Source organism: Streptomyces cyaneofuscatus (assembly GCF_033109485.1).
Classification (GTDB): domain Bacteria; phylum Actinomycetota; class Actinomycetes; order Streptomycetales; family Streptomycetaceae; genus Streptomyces; species Streptomyces cyaneofuscatus.
Map to the genome: position 1 here is coordinate 5,215,657 of NZ_CP137002.1, position 16,713 is coordinate 5,232,369.

The 16,713-nt window shown below is 70.9% G+C and carries 15 protein-coding genes; 13 read left to right on the top strand and 2 right to left on the bottom strand.

Annotated elements, in window-relative coordinates; genetic code table 11:
* The first annotated feature begins 113 nt into the window (after window positions 1–113).
* The 6 genes from R2B67_RS22980 (at window position 114) to R2B67_RS23005 (ending at window position 7,519) form a co-directional block, all read left to right on the top strand.
* Complete coding sequence (locus R2B67_RS22980; RefSeq protein WP_317820689.1) at window positions 114–758, top strand: CGNR zinc finger domain-containing protein; 645 nt, start codon at window positions 114–116, stop codon at window positions 756–758.
* Between the two features lie 80 nt (window positions 759–838).
* Complete coding sequence (locus tag R2B67_RS22985) at window positions 839–1,426, top strand: sigma-70 family RNA polymerase sigma factor (RefSeq protein WP_076966337.1); 588 nt, start codon at window positions 839–841, stop codon at window positions 1,424–1,426.
* Window positions 1,423–2,406: an anti-sigma factor family protein gene (locus R2B67_RS22990; RefSeq protein ID WP_317820690.1), complete on the top strand. Its 984-nt coding sequence runs from the start codon at window positions 1,423–1,425 to the stop codon at window positions 2,404–2,406. The genes R2B67_RS22985 and R2B67_RS22990 overlap by 4 nt, the downstream gene beginning before the upstream one ends.
* Window positions 2,407–2,572: 166 nt before the next feature.
* On the top strand, window positions 2,573–5,005 hold the full coding sequence (locus tag R2B67_RS22995) for a HelD family protein (RefSeq protein ID WP_317820691.1): 2,433 nt from the start codon (window positions 2,573–2,575) through the stop codon (window positions 5,003–5,005).
* Between the two features lie 418 nt (window positions 5,006–5,423).
* Window positions 5,424–6,860, top strand: coding sequence for an NAD-dependent malic enzyme (locus R2B67_RS23000; protein ID WP_317820693.1), 1,437 nt, complete (start codon window positions 5,424–5,426; stop codon window positions 6,858–6,860).
* A 377-nt stretch (window positions 6,861–7,237) separates the two neighbouring features.
* Window positions 7,238–7,519: an HU family DNA-binding protein gene (locus R2B67_RS23005; RefSeq protein ID WP_003968811.1), complete on the top strand. Its 282-nt coding sequence runs from the start codon at window positions 7,238–7,240 to the stop codon at window positions 7,517–7,519.
* Window positions 7,520–7,633: 114 nt separating this feature from the next.
* Here the strand turns inward: R2B67_RS23005 and R2B67_RS23010 are convergent, their stop codons facing one another.
* Complete coding sequence (locus tag R2B67_RS23010; protein WP_317820700.1) at window positions 7,634–8,098, bottom strand: PTH2-like family protein; 465 nt, start codon at window positions 8,096–8,098, stop codon at window positions 7,634–7,636.
* Between R2B67_RS23010 and R2B67_RS23015 the strand changes: the two genes are divergently transcribed.
* Complete coding sequence (locus tag R2B67_RS23015) at window positions 8,097–8,975, top strand: helix-turn-helix transcriptional regulator (protein WP_317824940.1); 879 nt, start codon at window positions 8,097–8,099, stop codon at window positions 8,973–8,975. The two genes, R2B67_RS23010 and R2B67_RS23015, sit on opposite strands and share 2 nt — an antisense overlap.
* 52 nt (window positions 8,976–9,027) lie before the next feature.
* Here the strand turns inward: R2B67_RS23015 and murA are convergent, their stop codons facing one another.
* On the bottom strand, window positions 9,028–10,368 hold the full coding sequence (gene murA / locus R2B67_RS23020) for a UDP-N-acetylglucosamine 1-carboxyvinyltransferase (protein ID WP_109977970.1): 1,341 nt from the start codon (window positions 10,366–10,368) through the stop codon (window positions 9,028–9,030).
* A gap of 286 nt (window positions 10,369–10,654) precedes the next feature.
* On the opposite strand from murA, the gene R2B67_RS23025 reads away from it, so the two are divergent.
* From R2B67_RS23025 to R2B67_RS23050, 6 genes are all read left to right on the top strand, one after another.
* Window positions 10,655–11,215, top strand: coding sequence for a YqgE/AlgH family protein (locus R2B67_RS23025; RefSeq protein WP_018512335.1), 561 nt, complete (start codon window positions 10,655–10,657; stop codon window positions 11,213–11,215).
* A 30-nt stretch (window positions 11,216–11,245) separates the two neighbouring features.
* Complete coding sequence (locus tag R2B67_RS23030) at window positions 11,246–11,545, top strand: DUF3039 domain-containing protein (protein ID WP_029395429.1); 300 nt, start codon at window positions 11,246–11,248, stop codon at window positions 11,543–11,545.
* Between the two features lie 296 nt (window positions 11,546–11,841).
* On the top strand, window positions 11,842–13,146 hold the full coding sequence (locus R2B67_RS23035; protein ID WP_317820702.1) for an extracellular solute-binding protein: 1,305 nt from the start codon (window positions 11,842–11,844) through the stop codon (window positions 13,144–13,146).
* 2 nt (window positions 13,147–13,148) lie between these two features.
* Complete coding sequence (locus tag R2B67_RS23040; RefSeq protein ID WP_109977968.1) at window positions 13,149–14,135, top strand: carbohydrate ABC transporter permease; 987 nt, start codon at window positions 13,149–13,151, stop codon at window positions 14,133–14,135.
* On the top strand, window positions 14,132–15,019 hold the full coding sequence (locus R2B67_RS23045) for a carbohydrate ABC transporter permease (protein ID WP_317820703.1): 888 nt from the start codon (window positions 14,132–14,134) through the stop codon (window positions 15,017–15,019). Before R2B67_RS23040 ends, R2B67_RS23045 begins: the two co-directional genes overlap by 4 nt.
* Before the next feature lie 4 nt (window positions 15,020–15,023).
* Window positions 15,024–16,673 carry a beta-N-acetylhexosaminidase gene (locus R2B67_RS23050; protein ID WP_317820704.1) on the top strand — a complete coding sequence of 550 codons (1,650 nt, stop codon included), beginning with the start codon at window positions 15,024–15,026 and terminating at the stop codon, window positions 16,671–16,673.
* Window positions 16,674–16,713 lie beyond the last annotated feature (40 nt).

Sequence of the window (16,713 nt, forward strand, 5' to 3'; positions counted from 1 at the left end):
CGTTCCCCGTGATCCTTGATGGCCGTCACGGTAGCGGGGGTTACGGCCGGGCCCCGCCGGGGGCACTCTGGAGGGTGGCATCCGACCGGTGACCCCGAGGCGGTGACAGGCGCATGGCGGCGGGCAGGGGCGCGTACGTGTGGCGGTTCGACTCCGGCCGGATCTGTCTCGACCTGGTGGCCACCGGGCCCGCGGGCGGGACACCCCGCGCCCGGGAACAGCTCGACGGACCGGGGCGGCTCGCCGACTGGCTGACCGCCGCCCGGCTCGTCCCGCCGGGTACGGCCCTGAGCGCGCTGGACGCCACCTGGCTGACCCGGTTCCGGCAGCTGCGGGCGGACGTGGGCCGGCTGATGTCGGCCCAACTCGCCTTGGCAGACAGTGGTGTCGACCCTTCAGTCGCCCAACTCGGCAGCCCGGGCTACGGGAGCGCCCTGGACCGGCTCAACTCCCTTGCGGCCGAAGCCCCGCCGGGACCGCGTGCCGTGCGTGGCGAGGGCGGGGCGCTGGTTCGGACCCTGAGCGCCGAACCCGGCTGCGCGGGGCTCCTCGCGGTCGTGGCGCGGGACGCGGTGGACCTGCTCACCGACCCGGTGGCGCGGGGAGCGCTGCGCCGCTGCGCGGGCGGGGCGTGCCACCGGCTCTACCTGGACACCTCGCGCGGCGGCCGGCGCCGCTGGTGCTCCGGCGAGGTCTGCGGCAACCGCGAACGGGTGGCCCGGCACCGGCGCCGGAGGATCTCGACGAAAGAAATATGAAGCGACGTTGAATGATCCGGCGCCCGACCCCGTATCCCTCCCCGAAGAGCTCCATTCAGGGTCTCGACCAGGAGGTTCGGGTGCGCAAGGATGCGGCCGTGGCCGATGACCGTCCGCACAGGGCTCGACATCGCAGTGAGCCGCCCACGCCTCCTGACGGGATACCGGACGAGGAGCTGATGCGGGCGCTCTACCGCGAACACGCCGGGCCGCTGCTCGCGTACGTCCTCCGGCTCGTGGCGGGCGACCGCCAGCGGGCCGAGGACGTGGTGCAGGAGACGCTCATCCGTGCCTGGAAGAACGCCGGCCGGCTCAACCGGGCCACCGGCTCCGTCCGCCCCTGGCTGGTGACGGTCGCCCGGCGCATCGTCATCGACGGCCACCGCAGCCGGCAGGCCCGGCCGCGCGAGGTCGATCCGTCGCCGCTGGAGGTCATTCCCGCGGAGGACGAGATCGACAAGGCGCTGTGGCTGATGACGTTGTCGGACGCGCTCGACGATTTGACGCCCGCGCACCGGGAAGCATTGGTCGAGACCTACTTCAGGGGACGTACGGTGAACGAGGCGGCCGAGGTGCTCGGCATCCCCAGCGGCACCGTGCGGTCCCGGGTCTTCTACGCACTCCGTTCGATGAAGCTCGCACTCGAAGAGAGGGGGATCACGGCATGAGCGACCAGCAGTGGCAGCCGTTCGGGCCCCGGCCTCCGGGACCCCGTATGCCCACCGGTCCCTCTCACCCCCCGCACTCCCCCTATCCCGCGGGTCCTGCACACCCCTCAGGGCCCGCGTACCTCTCCGGCCCCGGGCAGCCCCCGGGCCTCGGCTATCCGGGCGCTCCGGGCGGCCCCACCGGACCCGAGCCGCCGTTCGGCGGCGAGCCCGAAGGGAGCGAGCACGACGCCGCCGCCGCCTATGTCCTGGGCATCCTGGACGACGCGCAGGCGAGCGCGTTCGAAACCCATCTCGCGGGCTGCGCCCGGTGTTCCGCGCATCTGGACGAGTTCGCGGGGATGGAGCCCATGCTCGCGATGCTGGCCGAAGCGCCGGCGGCGGCACCCGGGGCCCGTCCCGTACCGCACGTTCCCGAGCGGCCCGCGCCCAAGGTGCTCGGCGGGCTGATGGACGAGGTCGCGCACCGGCGGCACCGGCGGACGAGGCGGAGCAGATATCTGATCGCCGCGGCGGCCGCCCTGATCATCGGCGGGCCGGTCGCGGCCGTCGCCGTCACGGCGGGCGACGAGGGCGGCGGCCGCTCCGTCGCCGTCGGGGACCCGCACCCCACCAGCCCGGCCGAGGACGCCTTCTTCCAGCACATGACGGAGAAGGTGACGGCGACCGACCCCACCACCCGGGTCGGCGCGACGGTCGGGATGGAGGAGAAGGCCTGGGGCACCCACACGGTCCTGGAACTGAAGAACGTCAAGGGTCCGCAGAAGTGCACGCTCGTCGCCGTCTCCAAGACGGGGGAGGAGGAGGTCGTCACCTCCTGGTCCGTCCCGAAGTGGGGGTACGGCATCGAGGGTTCGACGCACGAGTCGGCGAAGAACCCGCTGTACGTGCACGGCGGCGCGGCGATGGCCCGTGAGGACATCGACCGCTTCGAGGTGCGCACGTTCGACGGGGAGCGGCTGGTGGAGATCGGCGCCTGAGGCATGTCCGCCGGACCCGGCCGCTCCGGCGCGTCACCCCGGCCGCCTGGGCGGGCAGCCTTCCGACGCGCAATCGCAACACGCGTAACGGTGGACGGCAGGTGCGCCCGGGCCCCCCTTCGCATAGGGTTGACGGCTGCCCGATGCACGTCAGAAGGGGGCCTCGGTGGCCGCGCAGGATGCCGCTGTCGATTCGCTGCGGGACCGGGAAATCGGTGTCGAGCAGGATCATCTGGACCGCGTTTACCACCGTCTCGAAGAGAAGATCGACGAGGCGGAATTTCTCATGAACGACGCCGTCAAACGCGGGCAGGTCGGCACGCCCGGCGCCCTCGCCGAGCGGGACGCCCAGGTCTTCCGGGCGGGCGTCCACCTCAACCGGCTGAACAACGAGTTCGAGGACTTCCTCTTCGGGCGGATCGACCTGCTCCTCGGCAAGGACGGTGAGCGCGGCCCCGACGGCGCGTACACCTCCGTCGAGCCGGCCGACGACGCCGTACGGGAGGACGCCACCGCCGACATCGCCGAGACGCTCCACATCGGCCGGATCGGGGTCCTGGACTCCGACTACGCGCCGCTGGTGATCGACTGGCGGGCCCCGGCCGCCGCCCCGTTCTACCGCTCCACCCCGAAGGAGCCCGGCCGCGTCGTACGCCGCCGGGTCATCCGCTCCAAGGGCCGCAGGGTCCTCGGGGTCGAGGACGACCTGATGCGCCCGGAGCTGACGGCGTATCTGGACGGCGACAAGCTCCCGGTGATCGGCGACGGAGCCCTGATGGCCGCCCTCGGCCAGGCCCGCAGCCACACCATGCGGGACATCGTCGCCTCCATCCAGGCCGAGCAGGACCTGGTGATCCGGGCCCCCGCCGCCTCCGTCACCGAGGTCACCGGCGGCCCCGGCACCGGCAAGACGGCCGTCGCCCTGCACCGCGCCGCCTACCTCCTCTACCAGGACCGGCGGCGGTACGCGGGCGGCATCCTCGTCGTCTCACCGACCCCGCTCCTGGTCGCGTACACCGAGGGCGTGCTGCCCTCGCTCGGCGAGGAGGGCCAGGTCGCGATCCGCGCGGTCGGCTCGCTCTCGGACGAGGCGGCGGGCGTCGAGGGCGCGTACGGAAGGGGCGGCCCGAAGGGCCTCGATGAGGGGCGGTGGTCGGGTGACGGGGGGGCCTACGACGAACCGGCGATCGCCCGGATCAAGGGCTCCTCGCGGATGCTCCATGTGCTGCGCAAGGCGGCCCGGGGAGCCCTGGAGGCACCGAAGCCGCCCAACAGCGGTGGCGGCCAGCTCTCCTTCGGCGACGAGCCCGCGCAGAACGGCACGGCGACCACCCCCACCCGGCTGCGCGTCGTCGCCTTCGGCGCCCGCATCGAGCTGGAGGCCGACGAGCTCCAGCGCATCCGGCACAACGTGCTCAGCGGCACCGCCCCCGTCAACCTGCTGCGCCCGCGCGCCCGCAAGCTGCTGCTCGACGCCCTGTGGAGCAAGTCCTCCGGGCGCGGCCGCTACACCGACCCGCAGCTGGTGGCGGAGTTGCGGTCCTCCTTCGACGAGGACGTCTCCACCGAGACGCCGTTCCTGGAGTTCCTGAACGCCTGGTGGCCCGAGCTGACCCCGCGTCGGGTGCTGGCCGCGATGGCCGACGAGAAGCGGCTGGCCCGCTGGTCCCGGCGCATCCTCAACCAGGGCGAGGTGCGCCGGCTGGCCCGCTCCCTGAAGCGGCTGGACCCGGTGGACGGCAGTGGCGCCCTCTCCGTCCACGATGTGGCGTTGCTGGACGAGCTCCAGGCCCTGCTGGGCACGGTGGCCCGGCCGAAGCGGAAGCGTGAGGCGGACCCGCTGGACCACCTCTCGGGGCTGGAGGAGCTGATGCCGCAGCGCGAGGAGACCCAGTGGGAGCGGGCCGAGCGGCTCGCGGCGGAGCGCACGGAGTACGCGCACGTCATCGTCGACGAGGCGCAGGACCTCACGCCCATGCAGTGGCGGATGGTGGGCCGCCGGGGCCGCCACGCCACCTGGACCATCGTCGGCGACCCGGCGCAGTCCTCCTGGTCCGACCCGGACGAGGCGGCGGCGGCCCGGGACGAGGCGCTCGGCTCCCGCCCCCGCCGCCGCTTCACCCTCACCGTCAACTACCGCAATCCGGCCGAGATCGCGGAGCTGGCCGCGAAGGTGCTGGCGCTCGCCATGCCCGGCATGGAGTCCCCGTCGGCGGTCCGCTCGACCGGGGTGGTGCCGCGCTTCGTGCCGGTGGAGGGCGGCGACCTGGCCGCCACGGTCCGCGAGGAGGCGCGCCGGCTGCTGGCGGAGGTCGACGGCACGGTCGGTGTGGTCGTGGCGATGGACCGCCGCGCCCAGGCCCGCGAGTGGCTGGCGGAGCTGGGGGAGCGGGTGGTGGCGCTGGGCAGCCTGGAGGCGAAGGGCCTGGAGTACGACGCCACGGTGGTCGTCTCCCCGGCGGAGATCGCGGACGAGTCCCCGGCCGGGCTGCGGGTGCTGTACGTGGCGCTGACGAGGGCCACGCAGCAGCTCACGGTGGTGTCGGGGGAGCGGGACATGCCGGACGAGGACGGGGTGCCTGACCTGCTGCGGGAGTGATCCGGAGCTGCTGCCGGAGTGACGGGATCAGGTCGGCCCGTCGTACGGGAATCACTTCTCCGGGGTCTTTGTTACCGTGGTACTGGCACCGGCTCGATCCAAGCCCCCGGGCCCAACCTTCGTCGCTTCGAGCGACCACTTGCCGCGAGGCGAGCATGGCGGGTCGGTGCCACCTAAGTGAAGAAGACAGACCCGCGTCACCTGATGGTGGCGCGGGTCTGTTTTCGTTTACGAGACTACTCGAGGGCTGTTGGGGGTTCCGCCGAACGGGTGACTTCTCGTATGGTGGAAAACACTTTCCGAAAGAAGATGCTCATTACCGGCTACCAGTCGGTAGGTGCGACGATCGGGAAGCGTGACCGGAACGAGGGTTCCGGATGCGAAGCAATGAAGCTTGAGGAAAGCGAAGGACTCGGCCATGGCAACGGCGCCCAGCGTCTCGTACTCGATGACGGTCAGGCTGGAGGTGCCCGCGAGCGGCACCGCGGTCTCCCACCTCACCACGGCGGTCGAGTCCTCCGGAGGGTCGGTCACCGGCCTCGACGTCACGGCGTCCGGCCACGAGAAGCTCCGGATCGACGTGACGATCGCCGCTTCCTCCACCTCGCACGCGGACGAGATCGTCGAGGGCCTGCGCGGCATCGAGGGCGTCGTGCTGGGCAAGGTCTCCGACCGTACGTTCCTCATGCACCTCGGCGGCAAGATCGAGATGGCGTCCAAGCACCCCATCCGCAACCGTGACGACCTCTCGATGATCTACACCCCCGGCGTCGCCCGGGTCTGCATGGCCATCGCCGAGAACCCCGAGGACGCCCGCCGCCTCACCATCAAGCGCAACTCCGTCGCAGTCGTGACGGACGGCTCCGCGGTGCTCGGCCTCGGCAACATCGGCCCGATGGCCGCGCTGCCCGTCATGGAGGGCAAGGCGGCCCTCTTCAAGCGCTTCGCGGGCATCGACGCCTGGCCGATCTGCCTGGACACCCAGGACACCGACGCCATCGTCGAGATCGTCAAGGCGATCGCCCCCGGCTTCGCGGGCATCAACCTGGAGGACATCTCCGCGCCCCGCTGCTTCGAGATCGAGGCCCGGCTGCGCGAGGCCCTGGACATCCCCGTCTTCCACGACGACCAGCACGGCACCGCCATCGTCGTCCTGGCCGCCCTGACCAACGCCCTGCGCGTGGTGGGCAAGAGCATCGGGGACGTACGGGTCGTCATGTCCGGTGCCGGAGCCGCCGGTACGGCCATCCTGAAGCTGCTGATCGCCGCCGGTGTCAAGCACGCCGTCGTCGCCGACATCCACGGCGTCGTCCACTCCGGCCGCGAGGACCTCGTCGCCGCGTCCCCCGACTCGCCGCTGCGCTGGATCGCCGACAACACCAACCCGGAGGGCGTCACCGGCACCCTCAAGGAGGCCGTCGTCGGCGCCGACGTCTTCATCGGCGTCTCCGCCCCGAACGTCCTGAACGGCGACGACGTCGCGGCGATGGCGGACGGCGCGATCGTGTTCGCGCTCGCGAACCCGGACCCCGAGGTGGACCCGGCGATCGCCCGCGAGACCGCGGCCGTCGTCGCCACCGGCCGCTCCGACTTCCCCAACCAGATCAACAACGTGCTGGTCTTCCCGGGTGTCTTCCGCGGTCTGCTGGACGCTCAGTCCCGCACCGTCAACACGGAGATGATGCTCGCCGCCGCCGGAGCCCTCGCCGACGTGGTCGCCGAGGACGAGGTCAACGCGAACTACATCATCCCCTCCGTCTTCAACGACAAGGTCGCCGGTGCGGTCGCCGGAGCCGTCCGCGCAGCCGCCAAGGCCGCCGCCGGCACCGGAGCCGCACCCTCCGACGCCGTCTAGGCCACACCGTTTCGCGGGGTCCATCAGGGGTACGCGCGAAACACCCCGGGCCGCACCCGCCCGTGCCGTACGGCGCGTCGCGGGTCGCGGCGCCCCAAACGCCCCTTTAGGGTGGGCGGGCAGTGGGCCCCGTAGGGCCCGGCATCCGCTGCGGACCGCTAAGGGAAGCCGACGGAACGTCACCACGAGCAGACAGTGGCGCTTTTCGTTGACCCTGAAGGGTTCCGGATTGGCTTTCCCGCCGCAGGTGGGGGCAGGATGCGTAATCGGGCGCGAGGGTCTGACATCAGACCCGGGTCCGGGGACTGTCAGAGGGCCCTGGCAGCATCGGCTTCGATCTCACGCCTCACAGGCAAGAAGAACACGGGAGTAACAACATGAACCGCAGTGAGCTGGTGGCCGCCCTGGCCGACCGCGCCGAGGTGACTCGCAAGGACGCCGACGCCGTGCTGGCCGCGCTCGCCGAGACCGTCGGTGAGATCGTCGCCAAGGGCGACGAGAAGGTCACCATCCCCGGCTTCCTGACCTTCGAGCGCACCCACCGTGCCGCTCGCACCGCTCGCAACCCGCAGACCGGCGACCCGATCAACATCCCCGCCGGCTACAGCGTGAAGGTCTCCGCGGGCTCGAAGCTCAAGGAAGCCGCCAAGGGTAAGTAACCCCCAAAGGCGCAAGGAGGGCGGTCACCCCCGACCAGGGGTGGCCGCCCTCGCGCATGCCACGGGCACATGCGCCCCGCTCAGGCGCTCGCACACTGCTGGGCTCACCCGGGGTCAGGGATGCATCCGCGCGCCCTTGAGGGCCTTGTCCACGGCGTTGCGGGGCCCGTACACGAGTAGCCCCACCAGATCCAGCGCGTCCCGCCCCACGGCCCGTACCGCCGCCCGGTTGTCCCGGTCGTTCCCCGTGCCGAACAGGTCCGAGGTGAACACGGCCGTCGTCAGGGACCGGGAGAGCGCCTTGGTGTGCGCGGCGGCCAGCGTCTCCTTCGTCCCCTCGAAGACCAGCACGGGCTGCCGGATCATCGGGAGGTACGGGGTGGAGTCGGCGTCCTCGTAGGGCTCGCCGATCACTTCGGGCGCCACCGTCCCCAGGCCGCTGACCAGGAAGGCGGTCACGTTCAGGCGCTGCCAGGTCTCCAGGTCGTCGCGGAGCAGCACCGCGACCTTCGTGTCGAAGCGGACGGGAGCCTCACCGGTGGCCGTGGTTCCGCTCGCTGTCTCGTGCGTGTTCGTCATGGTCCGAGCCTGGCCGGTGGCCCCCGGCCGTTTCTTGTACGTTTTAAGCGTGGTGGCACGTCAGGAGATCTCGGCCTGGCGTCCGGCGGTCCCGGGCGTCGTGGAGGTCTTCCACGCGCGCTTCACCGAGCACGCCTACCCCATGCATGTGCACGACGCCTGGACGCTCCTGATCGTCGACGACGGGGCCGTCCGCTACGACCTGGACCGCCACGAGCGCGGCACCCCGGGCGGCACGGTGAGCCTGCTGCCGCCGCAGGTCCCGCACAACGGTTCGCCCGCCACCTCCGACGGCTTCCGCAAACGGGTGCTCTACCTGGACATGACCCTCCTCGACACGGGCTACATCGGCCCCGCCGTGGACACCCCCGCCCTCGCCGACCCGCTCCTGCGCAGCCGCGTGGGCCGCCTCCACACGGCCCTGGCGGACCCGGACGGGGCCTTCGAGGCGGAGAGCCGCCTGGCGTTCATCGGCGAGCGGCTACGGGGCCACCTGCGCCCCCGTACGGCCCCCGCGGGCCCGCCGCCCGGCCCCGGCGTCGCTAAGGACCTCCGCGACCTCCTGGACGAGCGGCCGGTCGAGGGCATCACCCTGGCCGAGGCCGCCCGGCTGGTCCACGCGCACCCCGCCCATCTCGTACGGGCGTTCAGCGCGGCGTACGCGATCGCGCCGCACCAGTACCTGACGTCCCGCCGGGTCGACCGGGCCCGCCGCCTGCTGCTGGACGGCGTGCCGCCCGGGGAGGCGGCGGCCGCCGTGGGCTTCCACGACCAGTCCCACCTGACCCGGCACTTCAAGCGGATCGCGGGGACGACGCCGGGGCGGTTCGCGCGATCCCGAGGAGCCCGGGAAGCACGGCGCCCCGGCCCCCTGTGAGGGGACCGGGGCGCCGGGTGCGCAGTGCTGTGTGCGGCAGCGCTGTGCGGGGTCAGACCAGGGAACCGCCCGGCAGCTCCACCTTCGCGCCGAGCTTCTCCAGCTTGTCCATGAAGTTCTCGTAGCCACGGTTGATCAGGTCGATGCCGTGCACCCGGGAGGTGCCCTGCGCCGCCAGCGCCGCGATCAGGTACGAGAAGCCGCCGCGCAGGTCGGGGATGACCAGATCGGCGCCCTGGAGCTTCGTCGGTCCCGAAACGACCGCCGAGTGCAGGAAGTTGCGCTGGCCGAAGCGGCAGTCCGAGCCGCCCAGGCACTCGCGGTAGAGCTGGATGTGCGCACCCATCTGGTTGAGCGCGGAGGTGAAGCCGAGCCGCGACTCGTACACCGTCTCGTGGACGATGGACAGCCCCGCGGCCTGCGTCAGCGCCACGACCAGGGGCTGCTGCCAGTCGGTCTGGAAGCCGGGGTGGACGTCCGTCTCCAGCGCGATGGCGTTGAGCGCGCCGCCCGGGTGCCAGAAGCGGATGCCCTCGTCGTCGATCTCGAAGGCGCCGCCGACCTTGCGGTAGGTGTTGAGGAAGGTCATCATCGAACGCTGCTGGGCGCCGCGTACGTAGATGTTGCCCTCGGTCGCCAGCGCCGCCGACGCCCAGGAGGCCGCCTCCAGACGGTCCGGGATGGCCCGGTGGGTGTATCCGTCGAGCTTGTCGACACCGGTGATCCGGATGGTCCGGTCGGTGTCCATGGAGATGATCGCGCCCATCTTCTGCAGTACGCAGATGAGGTCCTCGATCTCCGGCTCGACGGCCGCGTTGGACAGCTCGGTGACGCCCTCGGCGAGGACGGCGGTGAGCAGCACCTGCTCGGTGGAGCCCACCGAGGGGTACGGCAGCCGGATCTTGGTGCCGCGCAGCCGCTGCGGGGCCTCCAGGTACTGGCCGTCGGCCCGCTTCTCGATGGTCGCGCCGAACTGGCGGAGCACCTCGAAGTGGAAGTCGATCGGCCGGCCGCCGATGTCGCAGCCGCCCAGGCCCGGGATGAAGGCGTGGCCGAGGCGGTGCAGCAGCGGGCCGCAGAAGAGGATCGGGATGCGCGACGAACCCGCGTGGGCATCGATGTCGGCGACGTTCGCCGACTCGACGTGCGAGGGGTCGAGGATCAGTTCGCCCGGCTCGTCGCCGGGGCGGACGGTGACGCCGTGCAGCTGCAGCAGTCCTCGGACCACCCGTACGTCACGGATGTCGGGAACGTTGCGGAGACGGCTGGGCCCGCTGCCGAGCAGCGCGGCGACCATTGCCTTCGGCACCAGGTTCTTGGCGCCTCGGACGCGGATCTCGCCCTCCAGCGGGGTGCCGCCGTGGACAAGCAGGACATCGTCTGTGCCGGTCATGTATCTCGCGTTCCGGAGTGGTCGGGCAGGGGGCCAACGAAAAGGGTAATGGCCTCCTACCCCCGTTCCGTAAGGCGAAGGGGGGTGTACGAACGTCATGAATCCGCCACAACACCCTCCGCGCATCCGATCTTGCGGAGGGTCACCGTCCGGATGGCCCCCGGATCCTGCCCGTACGGTGCGCTCCCCGTGCCTCCGTGCGCCCTGAGCTGCGCTCGCTCTCCTGCGGTGGTCATCACGGCCGCCGGGACCCCGCGGAGGGCGAAGATGCGGGATCATTTCTGCCATGACGGAGGTGTCCTCGCTCACAGGGCGACTGCTCGTGGCCACACCCGCCCTCGCGGACCCGAATTTCGACCGCGCGGTGGTGCTCCTCCTCGACCACGACGAGGAGGGCTCCCTCGGCGTGGTCCTGAACCGCCCGACCCCGGTCGGCGTCGGTGACATCCTCGGCTCCTGGGCCGGGCTCACCGGTGAGCCGGACGTCGTCTTCCAGGGCGGCCCGGTCTCGCTCGACTCGGCGCTCGGCGTGGCGGTGATCCCCGGCGACGAGGGCCCGCTCGGCTGGCGCCGGGTGCACGGGGCGATCGGCCTGGTCGACCTGGAGACCCCGCCGGAGCTGCTGGGACCGGCGCTGGGCTCGCTGCGGATCTTCGCCGGGTACGCGGGCTGGGGGCCCGGTCAGCTGGAGGGCGAGCTGACCGAGGGCGCCTGGTACGTGGTCGAGTCGGAGCCCGGTGACGTCTCCTCCCCGCGCCCGGAGAACCTCTGGCGCGCGGTGCTCCGGCGGCAGCGCAGCGAGCTGGCGATGATCGCCACGTATCCGGACGACCCTTCGCTCAACTGAAGGCACCTTCTTTCAGTACCCTTGGCGGTTATGAGCACTCTTGAGCCCGATCGCGGGGCAGGTACGGGGACCCTCGTAGAGCCGACGCCGCAGGTGTCGAGGGGCGACGGCGACCACGAGCGCTACGCCCATTACGTCCAGAAGGACAAGATCATGGCGAGCGCCCTGGAGGGCACTCCCGTGGTCGCACTGTGCGGCAAGGTCTGGGTGCCGGGGCGCGACCCCAAGAAGTACCCGGTCTGTCCCATGTGCAAGGAGATCTACGAGTCCATGGGCGCCGGCGGCGACAAGGACAAGGGCAAGGGCGGCAAGGACAAGGGCAAGAAGTAGGGCCGGGTTCCCGCTTCGTCAGTAGGGCCGGGCTCCCACTCCGTCTTCGGAAGGCCCCCGGTACACGCGTCGACCGCGTGTGCCGGGGGCCTTTCGCGTGCCCGGGCCCAGGACTCCCACGCCGCCGGTCACGGATCGTGACCGCGCGTGCTCGCGTTGCGCGGGCTGCGTCGGCGGGTCACAGAGTGGTGGAGACCACTTGTCGGGCGCCGGAACCGGACTTACTCTCCTGCCAGTTGTGCAGAACGAAACGCACGTTGCACATGATGCAACGCATGACCGGTAGGGGTTCCCGGATGAAGCTTTCTGCCCGAATTGCCGCCCCGGTTGCGGCGCTTGTGCTGGCGGGCCTCACCGCCACCGCCTGCGCGCCGCAGACCTCCGACACCAGTGCGAAGGGTGACGAGAAGAGCGGGACTCTCCGTGTCTGGCTCTTCCAGGAGGTCGGCAACAAGCCCAAGGAGAAGGTCGTCGACGATGCGGTCGCCGCGTTCGAGAAGAGCCACAAGGGCGCGAAGGTCGAGGTCGAGTACATACCCGTCGACACCCGCGCCCAGCGCATCAAGGCCGCGTTCAACGACCCCAAGAGCGCCCCGGACCTCATCGAGTACGGCAACAGCGACACCGCCGGATACGTCAAGGACGGCGGACTCGCGGACGTGACCGAGGAGTTCGGCGCCTGGGAGGAGGCCAAGGACACCGACCCGATCGCCAAGCAGTCCGTCACCGTCGGCGACAAGGTCTACGGCGCCCCCTTCTTCGTCGGCGTCCGGGCCCTCTACTACCGCACCGACGTCTTCAAGGACCTCGGCATCGAACCCCCCAAGTCCCAGGCCGAGTTGATCTCCACCGCCAAGAAGATCCACAAGGCCAAGCCGGACCTCTACGGCCTCGCGGTCGGCGGCGCGTACACCTACGGCGCGATGCCCTTCATCTGGTCGCACGGCGGCGAGATCGCGGGCGAGAGCGGCGGTACGTACAGGTCGGCCATCAACAGCGAGAAGGCCCGCAAGGGCATCGAGGCCTACACCTCCCTCTTCGGCGACGACAACTGTCCGGCCGCCAAGTGCGCCTCCATGGGCGGCAACGCCACCGTGACCGCCTTCGCCTCCGGCAAGGCCGCCATGGCCATCGGCGGCGACTTCAGCCACGCGGCCGTCGAGGCGGGCTCGGTCAAGGGCAAGTACGCGGTCGTCCCGCTGCCCGGCATCGCCCCGAACTCCATCGCCCCCGCCTTCGCGGGCGGCAACAACATCGGCGTACTGAAGAGCAGTTCGCACCGCACCCTCGCCGTCGACCTGATGAAGTCGCTCACCGGCAAGAAGACCCAGGCCGAGATGTTCGACGCGATGGGCTTCCTGCCCACCTACACCGACGTCCTGGACAACGCCGCGAAGAAGCAGCCGTTCGTCGCGCCGTTCGTCCAGACCCTCGGTGCCGGCGCCAAGTTCGTCCCCGCCTCGCCCGCCTGGGGCCAGATCGACGCCTCGCTGGTCCTGCCGAACATGTTCCAGGAGATCGTCTCCGGCCGTAAGGACGTGGCGCAGGCCTCGGACGACGCGGCGAAGAAGATGGACGCGGCCTTCACCGACGCGGGCTGACGATGACCACGCCCACCACCGCTCTCAAGGCTCCGGCCCCCGGTGCGTCCGGGGCGGGCGCGGGCACTCCCGCCGCCCGCCCGCCCCGGCGCGGCCGCTCGGTGTCCCCCCGGGGCCACTCCGGCTGGACCCCCTGGCTCTACCTCCTGCCCGCCCTCGTCCTGCTCGCCGGGCTGCTGGTCTACCCGATCTACCAGCTCGGCCTGATCTCGTTCCTGGAGTACACCCAGGCCCAGGTCAGCGGCGGCGAACCGACCACCTTCAAGGGCTTCGACAACTACGCCACCCTCTTCAACGACAGCCAGTTCTGGCAGGTCCTCCTCGCCACCGTCCTCTTCGCCGCGGCCTGCGTGGTCTCCACGCTGGCCGTCGGCTGCGCGCTCGCCGTCCTGCTCACCCGCATCCGCGCCCTGCCCCGGCTGGTGCTGATGATGGCCGCACTCGGCGCCTGGGCCACCCCCGCGATCACCGGTTCGACGGTCTGGGTCTTCCTCTTCGACCCCGACTTCGGACCCGTGAACAAGGTGCTCGGGCTCGGTGACTTCTCCTGGACGTACGGGCGCTACAGCGCCTTCGCGCTCGTGCTCCTCGAAGTCCTGTGGTGCTCGTTCCCGTTCGTCATGGTCACCGTGTACGCGGGCATCCGGGCCATCCCCACCGAGGTGCTGGAGGCCGCCTCGCTGGACGGCGCATCCCAGTGGCGGATCTGGCGGACCATCATGGCGCCGATGCTCAAGCCCATCCTGATCGTCGTCACCATCCAGTCGATCATCTGGGACTTCAAGGTCTTCACCCAGATCTACGTCATGACCAACGGCGGCGGCATCGCCGGCCAGAACCTGGTGCTCAACGTGTACGCGTACCAGAAGGCGTTCGCGTCCTCGCAGTACAGCCTCGGCTCCGCGATCGGCGTCGTGATGCTGGTGATCCTGCTGGCCGTCACGCTGGTCTATCTGCGCCTGGTGCGGCGCCAGGGGGAGGAACTGTGAGCGCGACGACCGACAGTGCCGCACGTGGGGGCACACGCGGCGTACGTACGCTGCTGCGCGTCAAGCGGCCCGGCAGGCTGGCGGCCGAGGCCGCGGCCCTGCTGATCGCCGTGGCGGTCGCCTTCCCCCTCTACTGGATGGTGCTCTCCGCCTTCAAGCCGGCCGGGGAGATCCAGTCGACCGAGCCCCGCCCCTGGACGCTCGCCCCCTCGCTCGACTCGTTCCGCCGGGTCTTCGAGCAGCAGGACTTCGGCCGCTACTTCCTCAACAGCCTGCTGGTGGCGGGCACGGTGGTCATCCTCTCGGCGCTGGTCGCCTTCCTGGCCGCCACCGCCGTGACCCGCTTCCGCTTCAAGTTCCGCACCACGCTGCTCATCATGTTCCTGGTGGCGCAGATGGTGCCGGTGGAGGCGCTGACCATCCCGCTGTTCTTCCTGATGCGGGACTTCGGCCAGCTCAACACGCTCGGCTCGCTGATCCTGCCGCACCTGGCCTTCTCGCTGCCGTTCGCCATCTGGATGCTGCGCGGCTTCGTCAGAGCGGTCCCCGAGGCCCTGGAGGAGGCCGCCTACATCGACGGGGCCAGCCGCACCCGCTTCCTGTGGCAGATCCTCTTCCCGCTGGTCTTCCCGGGCCTGGTGGCGACGAGCGTCTTCTCCTTCATCACCACCTGGAACGACTTCCTGTTCGCGAAGTCGTTCATCATCAGCGACACCTCCCAGTCGACGCTGCCGATGGCGCTGCTGGTCTTCTTCAAACCGGACGAGAACGACTGGGGAGGGATCATGGCAGCCTCGACGGTGATGACCATTCCCGTCCTCGTCTTTTTCGTACTCGTACAGCGACGCCTCGTCTCCGGACTGGGCGGAGCGGTTAAGGACTGACGTCATGACATCCGATGACACGGCGGCTCCCGGCCTGATCCCCGCGCCGCGCGAAGTGACCTGGGCCGGGCCGGGGCAGGGGCGGTATCCGGTGGACGAGGCGACGGTGCTCAGCGTCGCGCCGGGCGCCGAGGGCGTCGCCCGCTGGCTGCGCGCCACCGTCGGCGCGGCCACCGGACTGCCGCTCGCCGACGGCACGGAGGGCTCCCGCGTGGAGCTTTCGCTCGACCCGGCGCTGGCCCCCGAGGCGTACGGACTGGTCGTCGACGGCGACGCCGTACGCATCACCGGCGGCAGCGCGGCCGGCCTGTTCTGGGGGACGCAGACCTTCCGTCAGCTCCTCGGCCCGGACGCCTTCCGCCGCGCGCCCATCGTCCCGGGGCGCACCTGGGACGTTCCGGCGGTGGTCGTCGAGGACGAACCCCGCTTCTCCTGGCGTGGTCTGATGCTCGACGTCTCCCGGCACTTCCTGCCCAAGGACGACGTCCTGCGCTACCTGGACCTGCTGGCCGCCCACAAGCTGAACGTCTTCCACTTCCACCTCACCGACGACCAGGGCTGGCGCGTCGAGATCAAGCGCTACCCGCGTCTCACCGAGGCCGGTGCCTGGCGCTCCCGTACCAGATACGGCCACCGGGCCTCCGAGCTGTGGGACGAGACCCCGCACGGCGGCTACTACACCCAGGACGACATCCGCGAGATCGTCGCCTACGCAGCCGAGCGGCATATCCGCGTCGTCCCCGAGATCGACATCCCGGGCCACTCGCAGGCCGCGATCAGCGCGTACCCCGAGCTGGGCAACACCGACGTCATCGACACCACCACCCTCTCCGTCTGGGACACCTGGGGCATCAACCCGAACGTACTCGCCCCCACTGACAACACCCTCCGCTTCTTCGAGGGCGTCTTCGAGGAACTGCTCGACCTCTTCCCCGCCGCCACCTCCCCGTTCATCCATGTCGGCGGCGACGAGTGCCTCAAGGACCAGTGGAAGGAGTCCCCGACCGCCCAGGCCCGGATCGCCGAACTCGGCCTCAAGGACGAGGACGAGCTCCAGTCCTGGTTCATCCGCCACTTCGACAGCTGGCTCACCGCCCGCGGCCGCCGTCTCATCGGCTGGGACGAGATCCTCGAAGGCGGCCTCGCCGAGGGCGCCGCGGTCTCCTCCTGGCGTGGGTATGCGGGCGGCATCGCGGCAGCCGAGGCCGGGCACGACGTGGTGATGTGCCCGGAGCAGCAGGTGTATCTGGACCACCGTCAGGACGGCGGCCCCGACGAGCCGATGCCCATCGGGTACGTCCGCACCCTGGAGGACGTGTACCGCTTCGAACCCGTTCCGCCGGGGCTGAGCGAGGAGGCCGTACGCCACATCCTCGGCACCCAGGCCAACGTGTGGACCGAGGTCATGCAGAACAGGTCGCGCGTCGACTACCAGGTCTTCCCGCGCCTCGCCGCCTTCGCCGAGGTCGCCTGGAGCTCCCTGCCGGCCCCGGCCGACCGGGACTTCGCGGGGTTCGACGCGCGCATGACCGACCACTACGCCCGGCTCGACGCTCTCGGCGTCGACTACCGCCGGCCGGGCGGCCCGCTGCCGTGGCAGCGGCGGCCCGGCATCCTCGGTCGCCCGATCGAGGGAGCGCCGCCGGTGGTGTGAGCCCCGGGACGGTCCGCGCCGGAGTGTGTACCGGCGCGGA